Genomic DNA, 19,076 nt, shown 5'->3' with positions numbered 1-19,076 from the left:
TGATGCGTTAGCTCGCAGCCGCGTCGACCTCCTCAAGACTGTCGAGCGGCAGCGCAAAATGCTCGACGCGCTTCGACGGCTTCTTGTTCAGCAGCAGCCGCGTGACGTCGGGCCGCGAGTAATGCCCGGCCGGGTCGGCGGCGTTCTTGGCGATCCCGATCGCGCCGAGATCGATATCGGCGAGCAGCAGGCCTTCCTGGTCGGGTGGCAGCTTCTCGGCGATCGAGCTGCCATCCGGCCCATAGATCGCAGCGTGTCCGCCGCCGACATGCAGCAGCGCGTGCTTGTCGTCGCGGTCGCACATCTCATCGATCATCGCCTGCGAGACCGTGGCGCACGGCGCCAGCACGAAGCACGAGCCTTCCACCGCATAGACCCGCGAGGCCGCGTTGTTGACCTCCCAGCCGAGCGCCGGCGCGAACGGATCGTACAGCGAGAAGCTCGGCCAGGCCGCGACATGCACCTGCTCGTTCTGGGCGTACATCGCGTATTTCGACAGCGGCTGCAGATGCTCCCAGCAGCACAGCGCGCCGAGGCGGCCGATGCCGGGGCGGTCGTGCACCGCAAGGTCGCTGCCGTCGCCCTCGCCGTAGACGGTGCGCTCGGCATGGGTCGGCCGCAGCTTGCGCCGCTTGGCGATGGTCTCGCCGTCGGGCCCGATCAGCCATTGCGCGAGATAGAGGCTGCCGCCGTCGCGTTCGGACAGGCCGAGCACCGCGGTCATGCCGGCCTTCTTCACGGCGAGCCTGAGCTTCTCGGCCTGCGGACTGTCATAGCTCAGCGAGTTGTCGAAATAGCGCTGCACGAAGCCGCGCCCGATCGCCCAGGCCGGCGAATCCAGCCAGATGTACCAGGGATAGCCGGGGATGAAGGCCTCGGGGAACGCGATCAGTTTTGCCCCCTTGGCGGCGGCCTCCTCGATCAAGGCAATGCTTTTGGCGATGGAGGCGTCGAGGTCGAGCCAGGCAGGCGCCGCCTGCACCACCGCAACGCGATATTTCGGATGTTCGATGCCCATGATGTCCTCCTCGTGGCCGGCGATGCGGGCCGGTTCGTACTTGATCGGGCCCGGCGGCCTCTGACATCATGCTGCCCCGGGACCGGGAACGCCGTTCGACCAGGACGGAAGGAAAATTCGACTGCGGAGGAGATTCCCCCAGCCGTCCCCGGTACGAAGCTTGCTTTGTCTGCGTGGCCAGCGTTTGCACTCGTGAAGGGAGGAAATCATGCCGGCCCTGTTCACCACGGAAGTCGCGCCCACGCATCGGCGCCTCGCGCTCTGGCGGGACATCGTCTGCGACGTGTTCGTGCAACTCGACTGCAAGTCCGATCTCGGCACCGCCTTCCACGGCGCCATCACCAGCGCGCAGCTCGGCGCGGTGAAATGCTCCGTCGTCTCGTCGGGCCGCCAGCGCGTGCTGCGCACGCCGTCGCGGATCGCGCGCACAAGCGAGGATTTTGTTCTGTTCGCGCTCGGCCAAACCGGCGCGGGCGGCGTGGTGCAGGACGGCCGCGAGACCGTGATCCGGCCGGGCGAGTTTGCGTTCTACGACACCACCCGGCCCTACGAATTGCGCTTCAACGACGACTTCACGCAGACCATCTTTCAGGTGCCGCGCGCGATGCTGCACCGCCGCTTTGCCGGCACCCAGGGCCTGACGGCGACCACGTTCACATCGGATCGCCCGGTGCAGCGGCTCGCCTGGCAGTTCATCAGCGGGCTCTCCGAGATCGCCGACAAGCTCGATCCGGATAATGCGATCCGCCTCGCCGACCAGGCCGCCGACCTGCTGGCGATGGCGATCAGCGAACGGCTCGGCGGCGCGGCGCTACCGGCCTCGACGCACCGCTCCGCCCTGCTCTACCGGCTGAAGGCGCATGTGCTGGCGCATCTGCCGAACCCCGAGCTCAGCCTCACCGAGACCGCCGCGGCGCTCGGCATCTCGCCGCGCTACGTCAACAGCCTGCTGGCCGACGAGGACACTTCATTCCAGCGCTTCGTGCTGGCGCAGCGGCTGGAGCGCTGCAAGCGCGACCTCGCCTCGCCTGCGCACGCGCATCGCCATATCGGCGAGATTGCGTTCGCCTGGGGCTTTAACGATCTCTCGCATTTCGGCCGCGTGTTCCGCGACCATTACGGCCTTTCCCCGCGCGATTGGCGGCACAGCCGGGTGCCGAACTGACATCTCGGGTCGTTTGCGGCGCAAAATAGCCGGGAATCCGAACCTTCACAGGTGCAAACAATTTACACTAACTCCAACGGGTTCCGTTCGTACCCTTCTTTTCGCAGGTGCGGACCGGTACAGTCCTGCCGTTCATTTAGGAGGATTTCCCATGCAGGACCGGCGCCAGAGCCCACGCGACAAGGTGTTTTACGGTGCGGTTGCGGAGATCAATGAGCGCGGCTCGACGATGGATTGCGTCGTCCGCAACATCAGCGAACATGGCGCGTGCGTTGAATTCGGTGATGCCACGCGACTGCCCGAAGAGATGAATCTGAGCATCGCGCGCAAGGGCCGCTCGTTCCTGGCGCGTATGATCTGGCGCCAGGCCAACAAGGTCGGCCTCGCGTTCCGGATCATGACCTCGGACACCCCGGTCAGCGATCTCGACGAGCGGGTCCGCCGCAGCGAGATCAAGAAACGGCAGTTGCAGCGGCGGATCAAGGAACTGCTCGGCCAGGGCTGAGCGTCCTCCCGCAGCTCCCCGGCCGCGTTTGGATCGCGGCCGGCATCTGTCATTTCGGGGGTTGCAAAGGCCAGGTTAATCCAGCATCCGGTAAGCCCGCCAATGCTGGAACCAAAGGCCATTTCACGACATGTCGTCCGCGATCATCGAGCATCCCGACGGGCTGCCGCAGCCGCAGCGCAATTGGGCCATTCTCACGATTGCGCTCGGCCTCGTGATGGCCGTCGTCGACGGCTCGATCGCCAACGTTGCGCTGCCGACCATCGCGCGCGATCTTGACGCCAGCCCCGCCTTCTCGATCTGGATCGTCAACGGCTATCAGCTGGCGATCACGATCTCGCTGCTGCCGCTGGCCTCGCTCGGCGAGATCATCGGCTATCGCCGCGTCTATCTGGCGGGCCTGCTGCTGTTCACGCTGGCGTCGCTGTTCTGCGCGCTGTCGCATACGCTGCCGCTGCTGACGGTCGCTCGCATTCTGCAAGGGTTCGGTGCCGCCGGAATCCTCAGTGTCAACACTGCGTTGGTCCGTTTCATCTATCCGCATTCGCAGCTCGGCCGCGGCATCGGCGTCAACGCTCTCGTCGTCGCGATCTCGGCCGCGGTCGGCCCGACCATCGCCTCGTTCATCCTGGCGGTCGGAACCTGGCCGTATCTGTTCGCCATCAACGTCCCGCTCGGCATCGTCACGCTGGCACTGGGCTGGCGCTTCCTGCCGCATACCCGGCCCGCGGTTCACGCCTTCGACTGGCAGAGCGCGGCGATGAGCGCCATCGCGTTCGGATTCGGCATCAGTGCGATCGATAGCGCCGGCCATGGCGAGGCGCTGTATCTCTGCGCATTGGAGTTCGCGGTTGCCGCGGTCGCCTCGCATCTGCTGTACCGGCGGCAACAGCATTTGCCCTCGCCGCTGCTCCCGGTCGACCTGCTTCGCATTCCGATCTTTGCGCTGTCGATCGGCACGTCGATCGCCTCGTTCTGCGGCCAGATGCTGGCCTTCGTCGCGATGCCGTTCTATCTCGAGAACCATTTCGGATATTCGGCGGTGCAGATCGGCCTGTTGATCACGCCGTGGCCGATCGCGGTCGCATTCGCCGCGCCGATCGCGGGCTGGCTGGTCGAGCGCTATCCGGCCGGCCTGCTCGGCGGCATCGGCCTGCTGCTGTTCGCATTGGGATTGGGCACGCTGGCGTTCATGCCGGCCAACGCGACGCCGATCGACGTGATCTGGCGGATGGCGCTCGCCGGCGCCGGCTTCGGCCTGTTCCAGACCCCGAACAACCGCACCATGATCGCCGCCGCCCCGCGCGAGCGCTCGGGCGGCGCCAGCGGCATGCTAGGAACCGCGCGCCTACTCGGACAGACCATCGGCGCCGCCTTGGTGGCGATGCTGCTGGCGCGCTTTCCGGCCGACGGCACCAGGATCTCGCTGATGGTCGGCGTCGGCTTTGCCGTCGCAGGCGCCGTGCTCAGCACACTGCGACTGTCCTCGGCCGGCAGCCGCGGCGCCGACCAGGTGCGGATTCACGAGGGCCAGCGCTTGAAGGGCGAGTGAGGCTGCGCGCACACGACGCGCGACTCCATCGGCACAAGCAAAAAGGCCGGCTCAACAGCCGGCCTTTCATTTGTTTGTTCGCTCGCGCCTCAGGCCTTGACCATCGGCCCCTTTGAGGCCGGCCCCTTGGTGCCGCCTCCGCCGCCGTTGTTCGGGCCGCCCTTCGGCGGCTTGCGCTTGCGCGGCGGCAGGCTCTCGGGCTTCGGCGTGACCGGGCCCTCGACATATTCGAAGCCGATCTTGTCCTTGGCGGCCGCCTCGTCCTTGACCAGGACGACGCGGACGTGTCCGCCGCCCTTGAGGTGGCCGAACAGCACTTCATCCGCGAGCGGCTTCTTGATGTGCTCCTGGATGATGCGCGCCATCGGACGCGCGCCCATCTGCTCGTCGTAGCCGTGCTCGATCAGCCAGGCCTTGGCGGGCTCGGACAGCTCGATCGTGACGTCGCGGTCGGCGAGTTGCGCCTCAAGCTGCAGCACGAACTTCTCGACCACCATGCCGATCACCTCGGCATTGAGGTGCGCGAACGAGACGATCGCATCCAGCCGGTTACGGAACTCCGGCGCGAACTGGCGGTTGATCGCCTCGTGGTCGTCGCCTTCCCGCTTCGAGCGGGTGAAGCCGAAGGCCTGCCGCGCAAGATCGGCCGCGCCCGCGTTCGTGGTCATGATCAGGATCACATTGCGGAAGTTGACCTGCTTGCCGTTGTGGTCGGTGAGCCGGCCATGGTCCATGATCTGCAACAGCACATTGTACAGGTCCGGATGCGCCTTCTCGATTTCGTCGAGCAGCACCACGCAATGCGGATGCTGGTCCACGCCGTCGGTAAGCAGGCCGCCCTGGTCGAAGCCGACATAGCCGGGAGGTGCGCCGATCAGGCGCGACACGGTGTGCCGCTCCATGTATTCGGACATGTCGAAGCGCAGCAGCTCGACACCGAGTGACGCCGCCAGTTGCTTGGCCACCTCGGTCTTGCCGACGCCGGTCGGACCCGAGAACAAATAGCTGCCGATCGGCTTCTCCGGCTCGCGCAAGCCGGCTCGCGCCAGCTTGATCGACGCCGCCAGCGACTCGATCGCCTTGTCCTGGCCGAACACCGTGCGCTTCAGCGTCTGCTCGAGATGCTTCAGCACCTCGGCATCGTCCTTCGACACGCTCTTCGGCGGGATCCGCGCCATGGTCGCGATGGTGGTCTCGATCTCCTTGATGCCGATCGTCTTCTTGCGCTTGCTCTCGGCGACCAGCATCTGCGCCGCGCCGGACTCGTCGATCACGTCGATCGCCTTGTCGGGCAGCTTGCGGTCGTGGATATAGCGCGACGACAACTGCACCGCCGCCTCGATCGCCTCATTGGTGTATTTCAGCCGATGGTAATCCTCGAAATAGGGCTTGAGGCCCTTGAGGATCGCGATCGCGTCTTCGACCGTCGGCTCGTTGACGTCGATCTTCTGGAAGCGCCGCACCAGCGCGCGGTCCTTCTCGAAGTGCTGACGATATTCCTTGTAGGTGGTCGAGCCCATGCAGCGGATCGTGCCCGAAGCCAGCGCGGGCTTCAGCAGATTGGACGCATCCATTGCGCCGCCGGAAGTGGCGCCGGCGCCGATCACGGTGTGGATCTCGTCGATGAACAGGATGGCGTTCGGATGCGCCTCGAGCTCCTTCAGGACCTGCTTGAGCCGCTCCTCGAAATCGCCGCGGTAGCGGGTGCCCGCGAGCAGCGTGCCCATGTCGAGCGAGAACACGGTCGCGGCCGCCAGCACCTCAGGCACATCGCTGTCGACGATGCGCTTGGCGAGGCCTTCGGCGATCGCGGTCTTGCCGACGCCGGCTTCGCCGACGAACAACGGGTTGTTCTTCTGACGGCGGCACAAGACCTGGATCGCACGGTTGATCTCGGCATTGCGGCCGATCACCGGATCGATCTTGCCGTCACGCGCCTTCTTGTTGAGGTTGACGCAATAGGTGTCGAGCGCCTCGCCCTTCTTCTTGGCGTCCTCGTTGCCCTTGGTCTCGGTTTCCTCGTCGACGCCGCGCACCGGCCGCGCCTCGGAGACACCGGGCCGCTTGGCGATGCCGTGGCTGATGTAGTTGACCGCGTCGTAGCGCGTCATGTCCTGCTCCTGCAGGAAATACGCGGCATGGCTCTCGCGCTCGGCGAAGATCGCGATCAGGACATTGGCGCCGGTCACTTCCTCGCGACCGGACGACTGGACGTGAATCACCGCGCGCTGGATCACGCGCTGGAACCCGGCGGTCGGCTTCGCGTCGTCGGCGCCGTCAGTCACCAGGTTTTCGAATTCGGTCTCGAGATAATTGACGAGGCTGGTCCTCAGCTTGTCGAGATCGACGCTGCACGCCCGCATCACCGCCGCCGCATCCGAGTCATCGATCAGCGACAGCAGAAGGTGTTCGAGCGTCGCGTATTGATGGTGACGCTCGTTCGCGATCGCCAATGCACGATGCAAGGATTGTTCTAGGCTTTGGGAAAAAGTAGGCATTCGCGTCCTCTATGGCCCCCGGCCATCATGATCGCCATTGCCGGGTCAGGCAATAACAACCTTCGTGATCGCCATTGATATAGTTACGACGGATCGTGGCGAAAGACCGGTCCCGCGATGATGGTTTTCTTCAAAATTCGGGGCACCGGAACGTCGTCCGGCCGCGCCCCGTGATCATACGGGAACGCCGTTCGCTGCCGTCAAAAACGCGATGCAAGACCCGTTCCGCTTCCCGCGGCAGGTCAATCGTTCCCGCGAACTATTTCTTTTCCATCACACATTGCAGTGGATGCTGATGCTTGCGCGCGAAGTCCATGACTTGCGTCACCTTGGTCTCGGCGATCTCATAGGTGAACACGCCGCACTCACCGATCCCGTGATGGTGAACGTGCAGCATGATCTTGGTCGCCGCCTCGGCGTCCTTGTTGAAGAATCGTTCCAGCACGTGAACCACGAACTCCATCGGCGTGTAGTCGTCGTTCAGGATCAGGACGCGATACAGGTTCGGGCGCTTGGTCTTCGGCTTGACCTTGGTGATGACCGAGGTCGACGGGCCGCTGCCCGCTCCATTGCGGTTGTCGTCATTGCTCATTTTCGGCACCGGCACGGCGGACACCGCGGGGATGGCCGAAACCGGCTCGGAGATCGGAACTGTCAACGTGTATCGCAGCATGGCTCAGGCGTTCGAATTCCCCAGCGGAAACCGGTTGGCGATTGGAAGGTGGTCGCGATTGCCGCAAGACTGACCCCCAGCAATGCTTTCCAGATTGCCGCTCCCGGTCCGATCCGGCGGCCGGATCGACCTCCCGAATATGGGCCTCACGACGCCCTGCCGCAAGCGCAGACCCGCCGCAGCCCACCGGTCCGATTCCCGGCGCGGCAATCCTCGGAAGGTTAATCATTTCTGCCTGATTTGACAAAGGAGTCGGGCATCCAATTTAGCCGGCATTCAGGATAGTGCGGGCTTTTGCCCCGTTTTTGACGGTCTGCGAGGGCCGCACGCCGGGTTTCCATTGCCCGATTCACCATCTGTTTAGCCGCGCAGTTGGAGATGGCCGCGCAATCCATTTTGACGAGAGTGCCATGCTTGGTTCAGCCATTTTCAGCCGTGTCCGCACGACTGTGCGTCGGTTTTCCAGGGCAACCGACGGTAATGTGGCGATGATCTTTACCTTCGCCATGCTGCCGATCCTCGCCTTCGTGGGCGCAGCGGTCGACTATACCCGCGCCAACAACGCCCGCACTGCGATGCAGTCGGCCCTCGATTCCACCGCGCTGATGCTGTCCAAGGATCTGACCATGGGCAACATCACGGCCGCGCAGATCCCGAGCAAGGCGCAGGCCTATTTCAACGGTCTCTTCACCAACAAGGACGGCCAGGGCATTACCGTCTCGGCCACCTATACGACCCCGACCTCGAGCGCAGCCGCGACCATTCTCCTGAGCGGGTCCGGCTACATCAACACCTATTTCATGAAGTTCGCCAATCTGCTGCCGTCCGGCGGCAATTTCCAGAAAATGAATTTCGGTACCTCGACCACCACCACCTGGGGCAACGTCAAGATGCGCGTTGCCCTCGCCCTCGACAACACGGGATCGATGGCGGACAACGGCAAGATTACCGCGCTGCGCAACGCGGTGGCGGGATCCGGCGGCCTGATCGATCAGCTCAGCGCGCTCAGCAAGAACAACGGCGACGTCTATATTTCCGTTATCCCGTTCGCCAAGGACGTCAATGTCGGCTCCAGCAACTACGGCCAGAGCTGGATCGACTGGACCGACTGGCTAAATCCGCCCACGACCCAGCCCGCCAACGGACAGAGTGTCGCGACGCTTCCCATCAACTGGCATGCCGTGGGACCTGGTGCGAGATGCCCGTTCACGAACACCACTGGCAATACGAATGGCGCCGCAAACGGTGGCTTCGTTTGTAAAACGGGTCCCACAGCAAGCAACAGCTCGACTACGTCAACGATTCCGTCGACGACGGTCACAGTGAACGGCGCATCCGTCCAAAATCCAATTTGCCCGACCGCCGACAACAACACCCAGGCAAAGTACAACGGCTGCTGGAGCAGCGAACCAACCGGCCTCCAGGAGAAATTCTGCAGCGGAAGCTCGAATTGCAGCTGCCCAAAGAACCTCTCGGGCTCCCCCGTCACGGGTTGCACTTGCACCGGCACCGGCAGCGGCAAGTCCTGTACCGGATGGACCTATGTTCACAACTGGACACAGCCCGGGCCTAACGACCTGACGGACAATACGAATCAACCCAGAGTTTCCGCCATCGTCGGTTTCAAGGATAACAGCAATACCCCCAACAAGGACCACGTCTGGACCCCCAACGCTGTGGGGGTCGCAAATGACTGGCGCCAGCCTTCCACCAACCCAATCAGTACCTGGACCGGCTGCGTCGCAGACCGCACCCAGCCGAACGATGCGACGGGCGTGCTGCCGGCGTCATCCGACGTGACGACGCTGTTTCCGGCCAACGAGTATTTCGACACCTGGGGTAGCAACTCGTTTTGCAGCAGCAGCGCATCGACACCGCTCGAGCCCGTCATTCCGCTAAGCTACAATTGGAGTGCGCTCAAGACCGCCGTCAATGCGATGCAGCCGACCGGCGGCACCGACCAGTCGATCGGATTGGCCGTGGCGTGGCAGTCCCTCCTGGTAGGCGGCCCGCTGAATACACCGGCGGAGGACTCCAACACCACCTACAACCGGGTCATCATCCTGCTGTCCGACGGTTTGAATACCCAAGACCGCTGGCCCGATTACGGCGACGGCAGTTCGCAGGCCTCAGGCAATCCGATCGACGCAAGGCAGACCCTGCAGTGCCAGAACCTGCAGAACGCGAAGGATGCCAACGGTGCGCCGATGTACACGATCTACACCATCCAGGTGAACACCAGCTCGCCCGCCGATCCGACCTCGACCGTCCTGAAGAACTGCGCCAGCAGCCCTGACAAGTTCTTCATGCTGACCAGCTCGACCCAGATCCTGACGACCTTCAACACGATCGGAACTGCTCTCAGCAAGCTGCGGCTGGCGAAATAACCGCCCGCTTCCGGCACAACAAAAAAGCCCGGCCGAAACGGCCGGGCTTTTCGTTTGTCTTGGATCGGCTGCGCTTACTGAGCGGGCGCGAACTTCGAGACCAGGCCCTCATAGGGCTTGAAGGTCTGCTTGGCGCAATCGCTGTACAGGCCAGCGATCTTCTGCGATTCCGCGACGAAGGTCTCGTAGGACGAACGCAGGTACTCGGTCTGCGCCTCGAGCGCCTTGTCCAGCGACTTCACGCCCGACAGCTTCTCGACGAACGACTTGGTGTCCTCAAACGACTTCTTGGCGTAGTCGCCATAGGCGGTGGCGATCGCCTGGACGCCGCTCTGCAGGTTGTTCGCAGACGCCGTGACGGACTCGAAATGCTCTTTGCCGTAGTTCTGAATGTCTTCGATCTTGACCATTGGATGGAATTCCTTTTCCCAGACTTGAAGGCGCAAATTCCCATTGCCGGGAAGCTCCCGGCCCCCTGACAGCGATTGAAATATCGCATCGCACAATAAAGTCAACAATTATTGTGCGACGCACAACGATATTTGCCCGAATCCTGAGCATTTGCGATAAACCCCGGGGGACTACGCAACGGTTGCTTAATCTTTTGGAAACTCGGTCCGCCTAACCTGATTCCCGGACTTTGTTCGCCTTCCGACGGGCAGCCTTGAAAGCTGTTTGTGAACAACACCTTAGCTAGAAGAGCGACCTGAGCCGCCACGAGGGCCGATGGTTCTGCCCGACGTGGTCTGTTGCGCAGGCAAGGATCGACGGCCGCTGGGCACAATTTCGCCTCACGAGCCAGTGATCTAGATAGAAATTGGGACGGGGAAGTAGATGCTTCGAACAACCTTGGCCTCCTCGCGGGCGCTGCGAGTTGGCGTTCTTGGGCTCGTTACCGTCACGACGGCGATCCTGATCACCAGTGATAGCGCGGAGGCGCGCCGTCACCGGCGCCACACCGCCCGTCACCACCACACCGAGACCGCGCGCGAAAGCTACAGCCCGCAATTCGCGTCGATCATCGTCGACGGCAACACCGGCTCGGTGCTGACGTCGAACAGTCCCGACGGCCTGCGGCACCCCGCCTCGCTCACCAAGATCATGACGCTCTATCTGCTGTTCGAGCGCCTCGATTCCGGAAAGATGAAGCTCGACACCGAGATGCCGGTTTCCGAGCATGCCTCCGAGCAGGACCCGACCAAGCTCGGCCTGCGGCCCGGCCAAACCATCAGGGTCGAAGACGCCATCAAGGGCCTCGTCACCCGCTCCGCCAACGACGCCGCGGTCGTGATCGCCGAGGCGATCGGCGGCAGCGAAGACGACTTCGCCCGCATGATGACCCGCAAGGCCCGCGCGCTCGGCATGAGCCGGACCACCTATCGCAACGCCTCGGGCCTGCCCAACGACGAGCAGATCACCACCGCGCGCGATCAGTCGACGCTCGGCCGCGCCATCCAGGATCGCTTCCCGCGCTACTATCGCTACTTCTCGACCACGGCGTTCAATTTCCGCGGCCACACGATCACCGGTCACAATCGCCTGCTCGGCAGCGTCGAAGGCGTCGACGGCATCAAGACCGGTTACACCCGCGCCTCCGGCTTCAACCTCGTGACCTCGATCCACCGCGGCAATCGCTTCCTGGTCGGCGTGGTGCTTGGCGGCCGCAGCGGCGGCTCCCGCGACGCCATCATGCGCAACCTGCTGGCCGAGAACATCGGCAAGGGCGCGACCACCCGCACTGCTGCCGCGATCACCGAGCGCAACCCGGCCGACGCCAATGTCGAGGTTGCCGATGCCGACAACGCCCGCAACGCGGACACCGCGCCGGTCGCAGCGTCGGAGCCTGCTGCGGCAGCCGTCGCGGTGCAAGCGCCGCGCCCACCCAGCAAGCCCTCGCTGATGGCGGCCGTCGCCGCCGCGCTGCCGCCGCCCCCGGCGAAGCCTGAGCCGCAGGCCAAGCCCGAGCCGGCCCCGCTGACCTCAGGCGTGATCCAGACCCAGCCGATCGCCGCGATCCCCGGCTCGGCTGAACCGATGAAGCCGGTCAAGGTGAAGACCGTGCAGGTCAAGGCCGGCCAGATCAAGCTTGCCGCCGCCGGCCCGGCACAGTCCGCGCCCCCGATCACCAGCACCATCCCGTCGCGCAGCGAAGTTCCCGAGACCTCCAATGCGATGATGGCGCGGGTTGCCGAGACCTCAAGGCCCGAGATGCCGCCGCAGCCGGCCAATTTCGGCACCGGCAACGGCATCCTCGGCGTGCTTCCGGCCTCGTCCGTCCATGCACCGGCCGCCGCCCAGGCACCGCAGGCCGTGGCCTCGATCGAACCGACCCGCAGCCTGCAGGCCGCGCCGCAGACCAGCGTCGTCAAGCCGGGCGCCGCGCATTCCGGCTGGATCATCCAGGTTGGCGCGCTCGAATCTGAAGGCGAGGCCAACAAGCGCATCGACCTCGCGCGTAGTTCGGCCCGCGGCCTCCTCAGCAGGGCGGACCCCTTCACCGAGGTCGTGGCCAAGGACAATCGCAAGCTCTACCGCGCCCGCTTTGCCGGCCTCGAGCGCGATCAGGCCGAAGCGGCGTGCAAGACGCTGAAGCGCGCCGAGATCTCCTGCATCACCGTTCGCAACTGATCGAGGCGATCCCTCGACTTCAAAGGGCCGGCGCCGCAAGCGCCGGCCCTTTTGCTTTGCGGGCGCCGCGCGAACGGCCGGCCAGTCCGCGCGCGGCGCAACCATGAAACTTCTCGTCAAGATTTTACGGTTAAGTTTTCCCGAAAGAACGATCGGCCACGCCGGACAGCGGCGGGCCACACGGGGCATCAATCAGATATGGAAGGCAGCTCTCGGCTGTGGCGTCAGTAGCGTAGCCGGAGTTAGAGATGCGCGCGAAGCAGAGTATCCTTGGCCTCGTTCACACGGGCAGCGAGATACGTCGAGCCCCCTTGGTCGGGATGGAGTTTCTTCATCAGGGTGCGGTGAGCCCGGCTGATGTCGTCACGCGACGCTCCCGGCTGCAGGCCAAGGATCTGATAGGCCTCCTCGTTCGTCATTTTACCGCTCGTCGCCGCGCGGCCCTGCCCCCCTGTCCGGTCGCCCTGTGCGTCCTGACGCCAGGCGGGAAAGCGGCGGTCCAGATAGCTTTCAAGTAGCGCGACGCTTTCGGCGTCGAAGCTCGGGACCATCGCCAGAAGCTGCGACAGGTCGAACTCGTCGAGCATGCGGCCGGCCTGCGGTCCCGCCACGATCTGGCCCTTGAGCACGCCGCTGTCGTGATCGAGGCTCATGTCGAGATATTGCGAGCGCACCCGCGAGCTTTGTCCCTGATTGCGCGAACCGCCGAACATGCCGCCGAAATTGGGAAAGCCGGTGCTCCCGAACGGCGACCAGCCGAGCAATCCGGCGCCGAAGATGCCGAGCGGGATTGCGACCGCCAGTTCGCCCCGCACGCCGGTAAAGGCCGCAACGGCAAGCGCGAGCACCCCGCCCACGATCTTGATCGCACGCGCAAGCACGGCTGGATTGGCCGCACGAAACATCTGCAGCGCGGAATAAAGGACGACAACGGCGACGACGCCGGCGATCAGGGTTGGCATGCCCGGAATATAAGCGGCCCGGCGACAAAAAGCATGCGAAGCTTCGCCTCACCGGAGCGTGAAGCACCCTCGCGTGGCGCCGTCCCCTGCGATTGAGTAGCTTGCGGCAACCGCGCTGGAGGATGCTTGATGGCGATTGACGGACTGATCAGCCTTCGCAGTCCTGTCGGCCCGAAGCAAACGGCCGACCGGCTCAAGGCCGAATTGCAGGCGCGCGGGCTGACCTTGTTCGCGCAGATCGATCATGCCGCGGGCGCCGCCGGTGCCGGTCTTGCGCTCCGGCCGACCGAACTGTTCGTGTTTGGCAACGCGAAGGGCGGCACGCCCTTGATGCAGGCTGCGCAGACCATCGGGATCGATCTGCCGCTCAAGGCGCTGGTCTGGCAGGACGAGGCCGGCGACTGCTGGTTCTCCTACAATGATCCGGCCTGGCTCACTGAGCGGCACGGCGTCGCGGAAGCGACCAGGCCGGTCACGGCCAACATGTCGGCGCTGCTCGGTGCAATTGCCAAAGCCGTGACGGCGGGCGGCGCCTGATCCGGCGACAGGCCTATTTCATCTGACCGATCAGCCTGGCCGCGCCGCTCGTCGTCTTCGCCAGTTGCAGCAGCGCCTCACGGCCGCCGGCAGCATAGGCCGCGGCGGCACGCAGCAGCTCGCGGAGCTGTGCCGCCGCGCCGGGATCGAATCTGCACCATGCGCCGCCGGTCAGCCGCGCGATCTCGCGAAACGTCTGCTCGGCGGTGGCGTCCGCGCCCTCCTGGAACATGAAGACCGGCACCTTGAGCAGGCCGAGCTCGCCGGCGCTTGCGCACAGCGCGTCGGCGTTCTCCTCCATCGCGTCGCCCACGAACACGAGCGCGCGCACGCCTGCCGCAACCGCCTCGCGGCGCGTCTCCGACAACACCTTGCCGATCTGGGTATTGCCGCCCTGGCAGCCGATCTTGCTCATCAGCCGCGCGAGCTGCGCGCTGTCGGAGATCCAGCCCGACGCGCGGCACTCGTTGAAGCCGCGATAGTAGACGAGGCGGATATCCAGGCTGCCGAGCGAGCCGGCCTCGCGGAACATGTCCGCTTGCAGCGTGCAGGCCATGTCCCATGTCGGCTGCCGGCTCATCGTGGCATCGAGCGCGAACACCAGCCTGCCGCGTGCGCCGGCGCGATGCGGCGACATCGCGCGCGCCTTCGCCACGAACGCGGCGATGTCATTGGCGCTCGACGCCGGCACGCCAGGCGCGTTGGCCGGGCGCACGTCGCCTCCGGATGTCGGTTTGATCGTCTTGCCAGCCATCAGCGCTTGCCTCGTACAGCAAACACTATGTGGGCCGCGGCATCGGATTGGTCAACGTGACGCGCCCGCTAGCCCGGATCGGATTCCGGGCAGCCCTGTCAGTTCGTGACCGACGGATCCTTCTTGGTCTCGGTCTTGGTCAGCGAGAGCGATTTCTTGATCTTCTCGCCAAACGTCTGCGGCTTCTCGACCGGCACGTAGAGCGAGACGGGACCCGGCTCCAGAATCTTCGGCGGCGAATTCCTGGTATCGACCGCCGCGACATCGCTGTCGGTGTCGGCCAGGAATTTATCGAGCATCGCCTGGATCGAGTCCTTGGCCTTCTCGGGTCCGGTGTCGCGCATGTCGTTGTGCTGGAAGTTGGTGTTCACAACGGTGATGCCGGCCTTCTCACACTCCTCCTCGTCCGGCACCACGCCGGGATCGGGCTTGAAGTGCTGATCGTGCGACCGGAACGAGAGAATCTTGAACTTGCCGTCGGTCATGAACGGCACGCGCAGATTGTCCAGCGTGACGACCTTCTTGATCTCGTCCGGATACTGCTTGGCGAAATACATCGCGATGTCGCCGCCATTGGAATGGCCGACCATCGTCAGCTTGCTGTAGTCCGCGTTCGGCTGACGCTTCTTCATCTCCTCGATCGCGAATTTGATGTTGGTGATGCCGCGCTGATATTGCGGCAGGCGCCCAACATAGATCTCGCCGACCTTGGTCACCATCGGTCCATCCGACGGCAGGTCGTTCTGAATGCTGATGGTCAGATAGCCGCGCGCCGCGAACACATTCGCGAGGAAGGAATATTCGGTAAATTTGACGGTATTGCCATGATTGAGGATCGCAACCGGGAGCTTGATCATGCCGGCGTCGGCCTGCATCTCCTTGTCGAAGCGCACGGCAACGTCGACCGCGACCGGCCGCTCATCACGGGTCGGATCCTTGAACATTAGAGTTTCGTGGCGGATCGCCCACTTGCTCGCGGTGAAATACGCACCCGTGATCACCACGGAGAGCGAAAGCAGAACGAGAATTCCACGCTTCATGACGTCCTCGAGGTGCCTGCCTTTACAGGGCGATTTTGGCCGGAGGCTCTTCGGCCTCCTTTTGAGAATATATGTCACAGCGCCGTGACAGGAAGTCCAAATATTGTGGCTTCGGTGGCATAACGTTGTGCGCCGCACCTATAGTTTGTGCAGGTGCACACGCCTCACCGTGACGGCTCGTGCTCTCCTCTCCCCTTCGACGCGAGTTCCCAAGGTTGCGTTCGAACCTTGACTCGCCTTTAGACCGACGTTGAGGAGAAACTGGATTTCGGCTGCTTTGTTCCGGCTTTTTGGCCGTGGTGTGGCCGAAATCACCGGAAAACCACGGATTCAACCGATTTCAGTGTAAATAATCAGCTTCAGGCCGGGATCGTCGTTGGCCTGGAAGCTGGCGTACTCGAAATTGAGCCGGCCGCGTCTGGGGTGGCTCAGCACCTTCCGCCCGGCGACGCTGCTGCTGACGTCATGGGTTCCCCACCAGGTATCGAACTCAGGACAGCCCTGGCGGAGCCTTGCCAGCAGGCCGACGAAGGCGGGATCCCCGGCCCAGAGGTCGTGAGTCCTGCGGAACTGCGTCACCATCCTGCGCGCCTCCTCGGCCCAGCCGGCGGCAAACAGCCGACGCGTTTCGGGATTGGTCAGCATGCAGATCAGGGTATTGCGCTCGTTCTCGGGCAGGCGGCCGAAGGCGAAGACGTCTTCGGCAGCCGCATTCCACGCCAGCACGTCCCATCGCCGTCCCGTCACATAAGCCGGCTGGTTGAGGCTTTCGACCGCGCGCCGGATCGCGGGCGGCACCGTCTCCGGCACGAACAGCCGCCGGTCGCCCTCCTTGGCGAGCGCGCGCAAATGGGTGTGCTCGGCCTTGCTCAGCCGCAGCGCCCGCGCCAGCGCGTCGATCGTCGCGGCCGACGGGCTCACCGAGCGGCCTTGCTCGAGGCGCACATACCAATCGACCCCGATGCCGGCGAGGTCGGCCACCTCCTCGCGGCGCAGTCCGGGCGTGCGGCGCCGCCGCCCGGCCGGGATGCCGACCAGTTTTGGCGTGAGCTTCTCGCGCCGCGATCGCAGGAAATCTCCGAGTTCGCCTTGCCGCGGACTGGCCATCGCCGGACCTCGTGAGGGGGTTCGATAATCCTAGGATAATACCAGGTCTTGTTGGCTGCAACGCGCCCGCGGATCATGCCGGCCTCAAACCGAGGGCCAGACCAGATGAAAGCAGCAATCCTGAAATCGTTCGGCTCGCCGCTCGCGATCGAGGAGATCCCGGCGCCCGTGATGGGAACGGGCGAAGTCCTCGTCGACGTCGCTGCGACGCGCGTGCTGTCCTACGCCAACGAGGTCTTCAGCGGCGCACGCAGCTACCTGCTCGAGCTGCCGGCCGTTCCAGGTCCCGGCGCGATCGGACGGGTGCGTGCCGTCGGGCCGGACGCCACCCATCTCGCCGCCGGCGATTGGGTGTACTGCGATCCGACCTTCCGCTCGCGCGACGACAGTATCTCGCCCGACATCACCTTGCAGGGCTGGAGCGCGCGCGGCGAAGGCGGGCTGCGCCTGCAGCGCCACTTCCGCCACGGCTCGTTTGCCGAGCAGACGCTGGTGCCGACCGAGAACGTCAAGCGGATCGGCACGATCGATCCGGCCGAGGCGCCATCATGGTGCGCGCTCGGCACCTGCCTCGTGCCCTATGGCGGCCTGCTGGCGGCGCGGCTGCAGCCGGGAGAGACCGTGCTGGTGAGCGGCGCGACCGGCAATTTCGGCAGCGCTGCGGTCGCGGTCGCGCTGGCGATGGGAGCTGCCTGCGTCGTCGCGCCAGGTCGTAACGAGAAGGTGCTGGCCGATCTGGTCCGCAGGTTCGGGCCGCGCGTGCGCCCGGTCAGGCTCAGCGGCAACGAGGACGACGATCGGGAGCGCATGCGGCGCGCCGCGCCCGGTCCGATCGACTGCGTGCTCGACCTGATGCCGCCATCGGTGACGACGCCGACCGTCCGCGCCGCGATCATGACGGTGCGTCCCTATGGCCGGATCGTGCTGATGGGCGGCGTCGGGATGCAGGGCGGACCGGGGCTCGACCTGCCCTACCCCTGGATCATGCGCGAATGCGTCAACATTCACGGTGTCTGGATGTATCCGCCGGAGGCGACGTTCGGCCTCGTCAATCTCGCCCGCGCCGGGCTGTTGCGGCTCGATCAATTCGAGGTCACGACTTTCGATCTCGATCACGCCAACGATGCCGTTGCGCATGCCGCCGCCAATGGCGGCCCGTTCAAGATGACGGTGCTGAAGCCGACCTAGCTGCCGATGATGTCGTCGACTTCCAGCGGCTTGTCGACCTGGCTGAACCATTCGGCCCGGTTGGCGGCGCGGCGGCGGCCGCGCTCGTCGAGCGGCAGCTTGAGCTGGCGCAACAGGCCCATCACCTCCTCGCGGGCGGTGACGTGCCCAAGGCTCGGGCGGGTGCCGAGCGTCGCCTCGTCGATGTCGTCGAGCGCCGTCAGCCCGCGCGGGAAGAATTCGCGGTAGACCACCCGCTCGGCAAAGCCGTCGACCGCACGGAACCCGAGCCGCAGCGACAGCTGCTTCAAGCCGTCGGCGACCAGCTGCTTGTTGCGCGAGCCGAGCATCGACAGCCGGTTGCGCACGACGATCCAATCGGTCGATGCACCGTCGAGCTGGCGGCGCTTGCGCCTGGTGTCGCGCACCATCTCCGCGTAATGGCTCTCGCCGATCACCGCATAGGTCGCGGGATCGACGGTGCCCAGCACGTCGAAATCGAGGAAGCTGTCGTTGATCGGCGTCACCAGCGTGTCGGCCATCGAATGCGCGAGCCGCATCAGGTAGCTGTCCGACCCCGGGGTATCGATGACGATGAAATCATAGGCACGTTCCACCGCGCTCACCGCGGCCATGAACTGCTGGAATTCGGCGTTCTCGTTCTCCTCGATCTGCATCGTCTCGCCGTACTTGATGCAATAATGCGTGGGGAGTTCAAGATCGAGCCCGGAACGCCGCGCCCAGGCCTGGCGATTGCCGATGTAGCGGGTGAAACTCTGCTGGCGGCAGTCGAGATCGATGCTGGCAACGCGCTGTCCGGCTTTCAGGAGCGCGACGGCGATATGCAGGGCGGTGGTCGACTTGCCCGAACCACCCTTCTCGTTGCCGAGCACCACGACATGTGCGGAGCCGGATTGACCCTGACTAGCCTGCACCAACATGATTCAAACCCCGCAATGATCTTCAAATCGCGCACGGCTGCGGTCAAGTGAAATGCATCACTGCGCAAGGAAATCAATTGCAGCCGCCAATAATGATGAATCGAACGCGCAAGCCGGCTGCGTCGATCGGCGGCACGAGGCC

The 19,076-nt window shown here is 64.5% G+C and carries 16 protein-coding genes; 7 read left to right on the top strand and 9 right to left on the bottom strand.

What is annotated here, in order from left to right; genetic code table 11:
* Positions 1 to 7: 7 nt before the first annotated feature.
* Positions 8 to 1,018 (bottom strand): carbon-nitrogen hydrolase family protein, encoded by a 1,011-nt coding sequence (locus ACE10Z_RS21240; protein ID WP_298368885.1) that lies wholly within the window; start codon positions 1,016 to 1,018, stop codon positions 8 to 10.
* A gap of 208 nt (positions 1,019 to 1,226) precedes the next feature.
* Between ACE10Z_RS21240 and ACE10Z_RS21235 the strand changes: the two genes are divergently transcribed.
* The 3 genes from ACE10Z_RS21235 to ACE10Z_RS21225 all read left to right on the top strand — a co-directional run bounded on the left by ACE10Z_RS21235 (position 1,227) and on the right by ACE10Z_RS21225 (position 4,240).
* Complete coding sequence (locus ACE10Z_RS21235) at positions 1,227 to 2,183, top strand: helix-turn-helix domain-containing protein (RefSeq protein WP_375789621.1); 957 nt, start codon at positions 1,227 to 1,229, stop codon at positions 2,181 to 2,183.
* A 151-nt stretch (positions 2,184 to 2,334) separates the two neighbouring features.
* Positions 2,335 to 2,688 carry a PilZ domain-containing protein gene (locus ACE10Z_RS21230; RefSeq protein ID WP_375789620.1) on the top strand — a complete coding sequence of 118 codons (354 nt, stop codon included), beginning with the start codon at positions 2,335 to 2,337 and terminating at the stop codon, positions 2,686 to 2,688.
* A gap of 130 nt (positions 2,689 to 2,818) precedes the next feature.
* Complete coding sequence (locus ACE10Z_RS21225) at positions 2,819 to 4,240, top strand: MFS transporter (protein WP_375789619.1); 1,422 nt, start codon at positions 2,819 to 2,821, stop codon at positions 4,238 to 4,240.
* Between the two features lie 89 nt (positions 4,241 to 4,329).
* Here ACE10Z_RS21225 and clpA read toward each other — a convergent pair whose 3' ends face one another.
* Both clpA and clpS read right to left on the bottom strand, forming a co-directional pair.
* Positions 4,330 to 6,738 (bottom strand): ATP-dependent Clp protease ATP-binding subunit ClpA, encoded by a 2,409-nt coding sequence (gene clpA, locus ACE10Z_RS21220; RefSeq protein ID WP_375789618.1) that lies wholly within the window; start codon positions 6,736 to 6,738, stop codon positions 4,330 to 4,332.
* 259 nt (positions 6,739 to 6,997) lie between these two features.
* Positions 6,998 to 7,330 (bottom strand): ATP-dependent Clp protease adapter ClpS, encoded by a 333-nt coding sequence (clpS, locus tag ACE10Z_RS21215; protein WP_106318898.1) that lies wholly within the window; start codon positions 7,328 to 7,330, stop codon positions 6,998 to 7,000.
* 491 nt (positions 7,331 to 7,821) lie between these two features.
* Between clpS and ACE10Z_RS21210 the strand changes: the two genes are divergently transcribed.
* The gene (locus ACE10Z_RS21210; RefSeq protein WP_375789617.1) at positions 7,822 to 9,798 is read left to right on the top strand and encodes a pilus assembly protein TadG-related protein; all 1,977 of its coding nucleotides are present in this window, start codon (positions 7,822 to 7,824) and stop codon (positions 9,796 to 9,798) included.
* A 74-nt stretch (positions 9,799 to 9,872) separates the two neighbouring features.
* Here the strand turns inward: ACE10Z_RS21210 and ACE10Z_RS21205 are convergent, their stop codons facing one another.
* Positions 9,873 to 10,208: a phasin family protein gene (locus ACE10Z_RS21205; protein WP_021078275.1), complete on the bottom strand. Its 336-nt coding sequence runs from the start codon at positions 10,206 to 10,208 to the stop codon at positions 9,873 to 9,875.
* Positions 10,209 to 10,632: 424 nt separating this feature from the next.
* Between ACE10Z_RS21205 and ACE10Z_RS21200 the strand changes: the two genes are divergently transcribed.
* Positions 10,633 to 12,426 (top strand): serine hydrolase, encoded by a 1,794-nt coding sequence (locus tag ACE10Z_RS21200; protein ID WP_375789616.1) that lies wholly within the window; start codon positions 10,633 to 10,635, stop codon positions 12,424 to 12,426.
* 242 nt (positions 12,427 to 12,668) lie between these two features.
* Here ACE10Z_RS21200 and ACE10Z_RS21195 read toward each other — a convergent pair whose 3' ends face one another.
* Positions 12,669 to 13,388: a DnaJ domain-containing protein gene (locus ACE10Z_RS21195; RefSeq protein ID WP_375789615.1), complete on the bottom strand. Its 720-nt coding sequence runs from the start codon at positions 13,386 to 13,388 to the stop codon at positions 12,669 to 12,671.
* A 129-nt stretch (positions 13,389 to 13,517) separates the two neighbouring features.
* Here ACE10Z_RS21195 and ACE10Z_RS21190 point away from each other — a divergent pair, with 129 nt between their 5' ends.
* On the top strand, positions 13,518 to 13,925 hold the full coding sequence (locus ACE10Z_RS21190; protein WP_375789614.1) for a DUF302 domain-containing protein: 408 nt from the start codon (positions 13,518 to 13,520) through the stop codon (positions 13,923 to 13,925).
* A gap of 13 nt (positions 13,926 to 13,938) precedes the next feature.
* Here ACE10Z_RS21190 and ACE10Z_RS21185 read toward each other — a convergent pair whose 3' ends face one another.
* The 3 genes from ACE10Z_RS21185 to ACE10Z_RS21175 all read right to left on the bottom strand — a co-directional run bounded on the left by ACE10Z_RS21185 (position 13,939) and on the right by ACE10Z_RS21175 (position 16,826).
* Positions 13,939 to 14,679, bottom strand: a complete 741-nt coding sequence (locus ACE10Z_RS21185) for a VWA domain-containing protein (protein ID WP_375789613.1) — start codon at positions 14,677 to 14,679, stop codon at positions 13,939 to 13,941.
* Positions 14,680 to 14,777: 98 nt separating this feature from the next.
* Positions 14,778 to 15,719, bottom strand: coding sequence for an alpha/beta hydrolase family protein (locus tag ACE10Z_RS21180; protein ID WP_375789612.1), 942 nt, complete (start codon positions 15,717 to 15,719; stop codon positions 14,778 to 14,780).
* Between the two features lie 330 nt (positions 15,720 to 16,049).
* Positions 16,050 to 16,826: a helix-turn-helix transcriptional regulator gene (locus ACE10Z_RS21175; RefSeq protein WP_375789611.1), complete on the bottom strand. Its 777-nt coding sequence runs from the start codon at positions 16,824 to 16,826 to the stop codon at positions 16,050 to 16,052.
* A 105-nt stretch (positions 16,827 to 16,931) separates the two neighbouring features.
* On the opposite strand from ACE10Z_RS21175, the gene ACE10Z_RS21170 reads away from it, so the two are divergent.
* A complete protein-coding gene (locus ACE10Z_RS21170) occupies positions 16,932 to 18,014 on the top strand; it encodes an alcohol dehydrogenase catalytic domain-containing protein (protein WP_375789610.1) in 1,083 nt (360 codons plus the stop codon).
* Here ACE10Z_RS21170 and ACE10Z_RS21165 read toward each other — a convergent pair.
* Complete coding sequence (locus ACE10Z_RS21165) at positions 18,011 to 18,934, bottom strand: division plane positioning ATPase MipZ (RefSeq protein ID WP_375789609.1); 924 nt, start codon at positions 18,932 to 18,934, stop codon at positions 18,011 to 18,013. The genes ACE10Z_RS21170 and ACE10Z_RS21165 overlap by 4 nt on opposite strands.
* Positions 18,935 to 19,076: the final 142 nt, after the last annotated feature.

The sequence above is a fragment of the Bradyrhizobium sp. Pha-3 genome, assembly GCF_042258615.1.
Taxonomy (GTDB): Bacteria; Pseudomonadota; Alphaproteobacteria; order Rhizobiales; family Xanthobacteraceae; genus Bradyrhizobium.
Note: the sequence above shows the minus strand (reverse complement) of the source record. Positions and strands in the feature narration are given on the sequence as shown.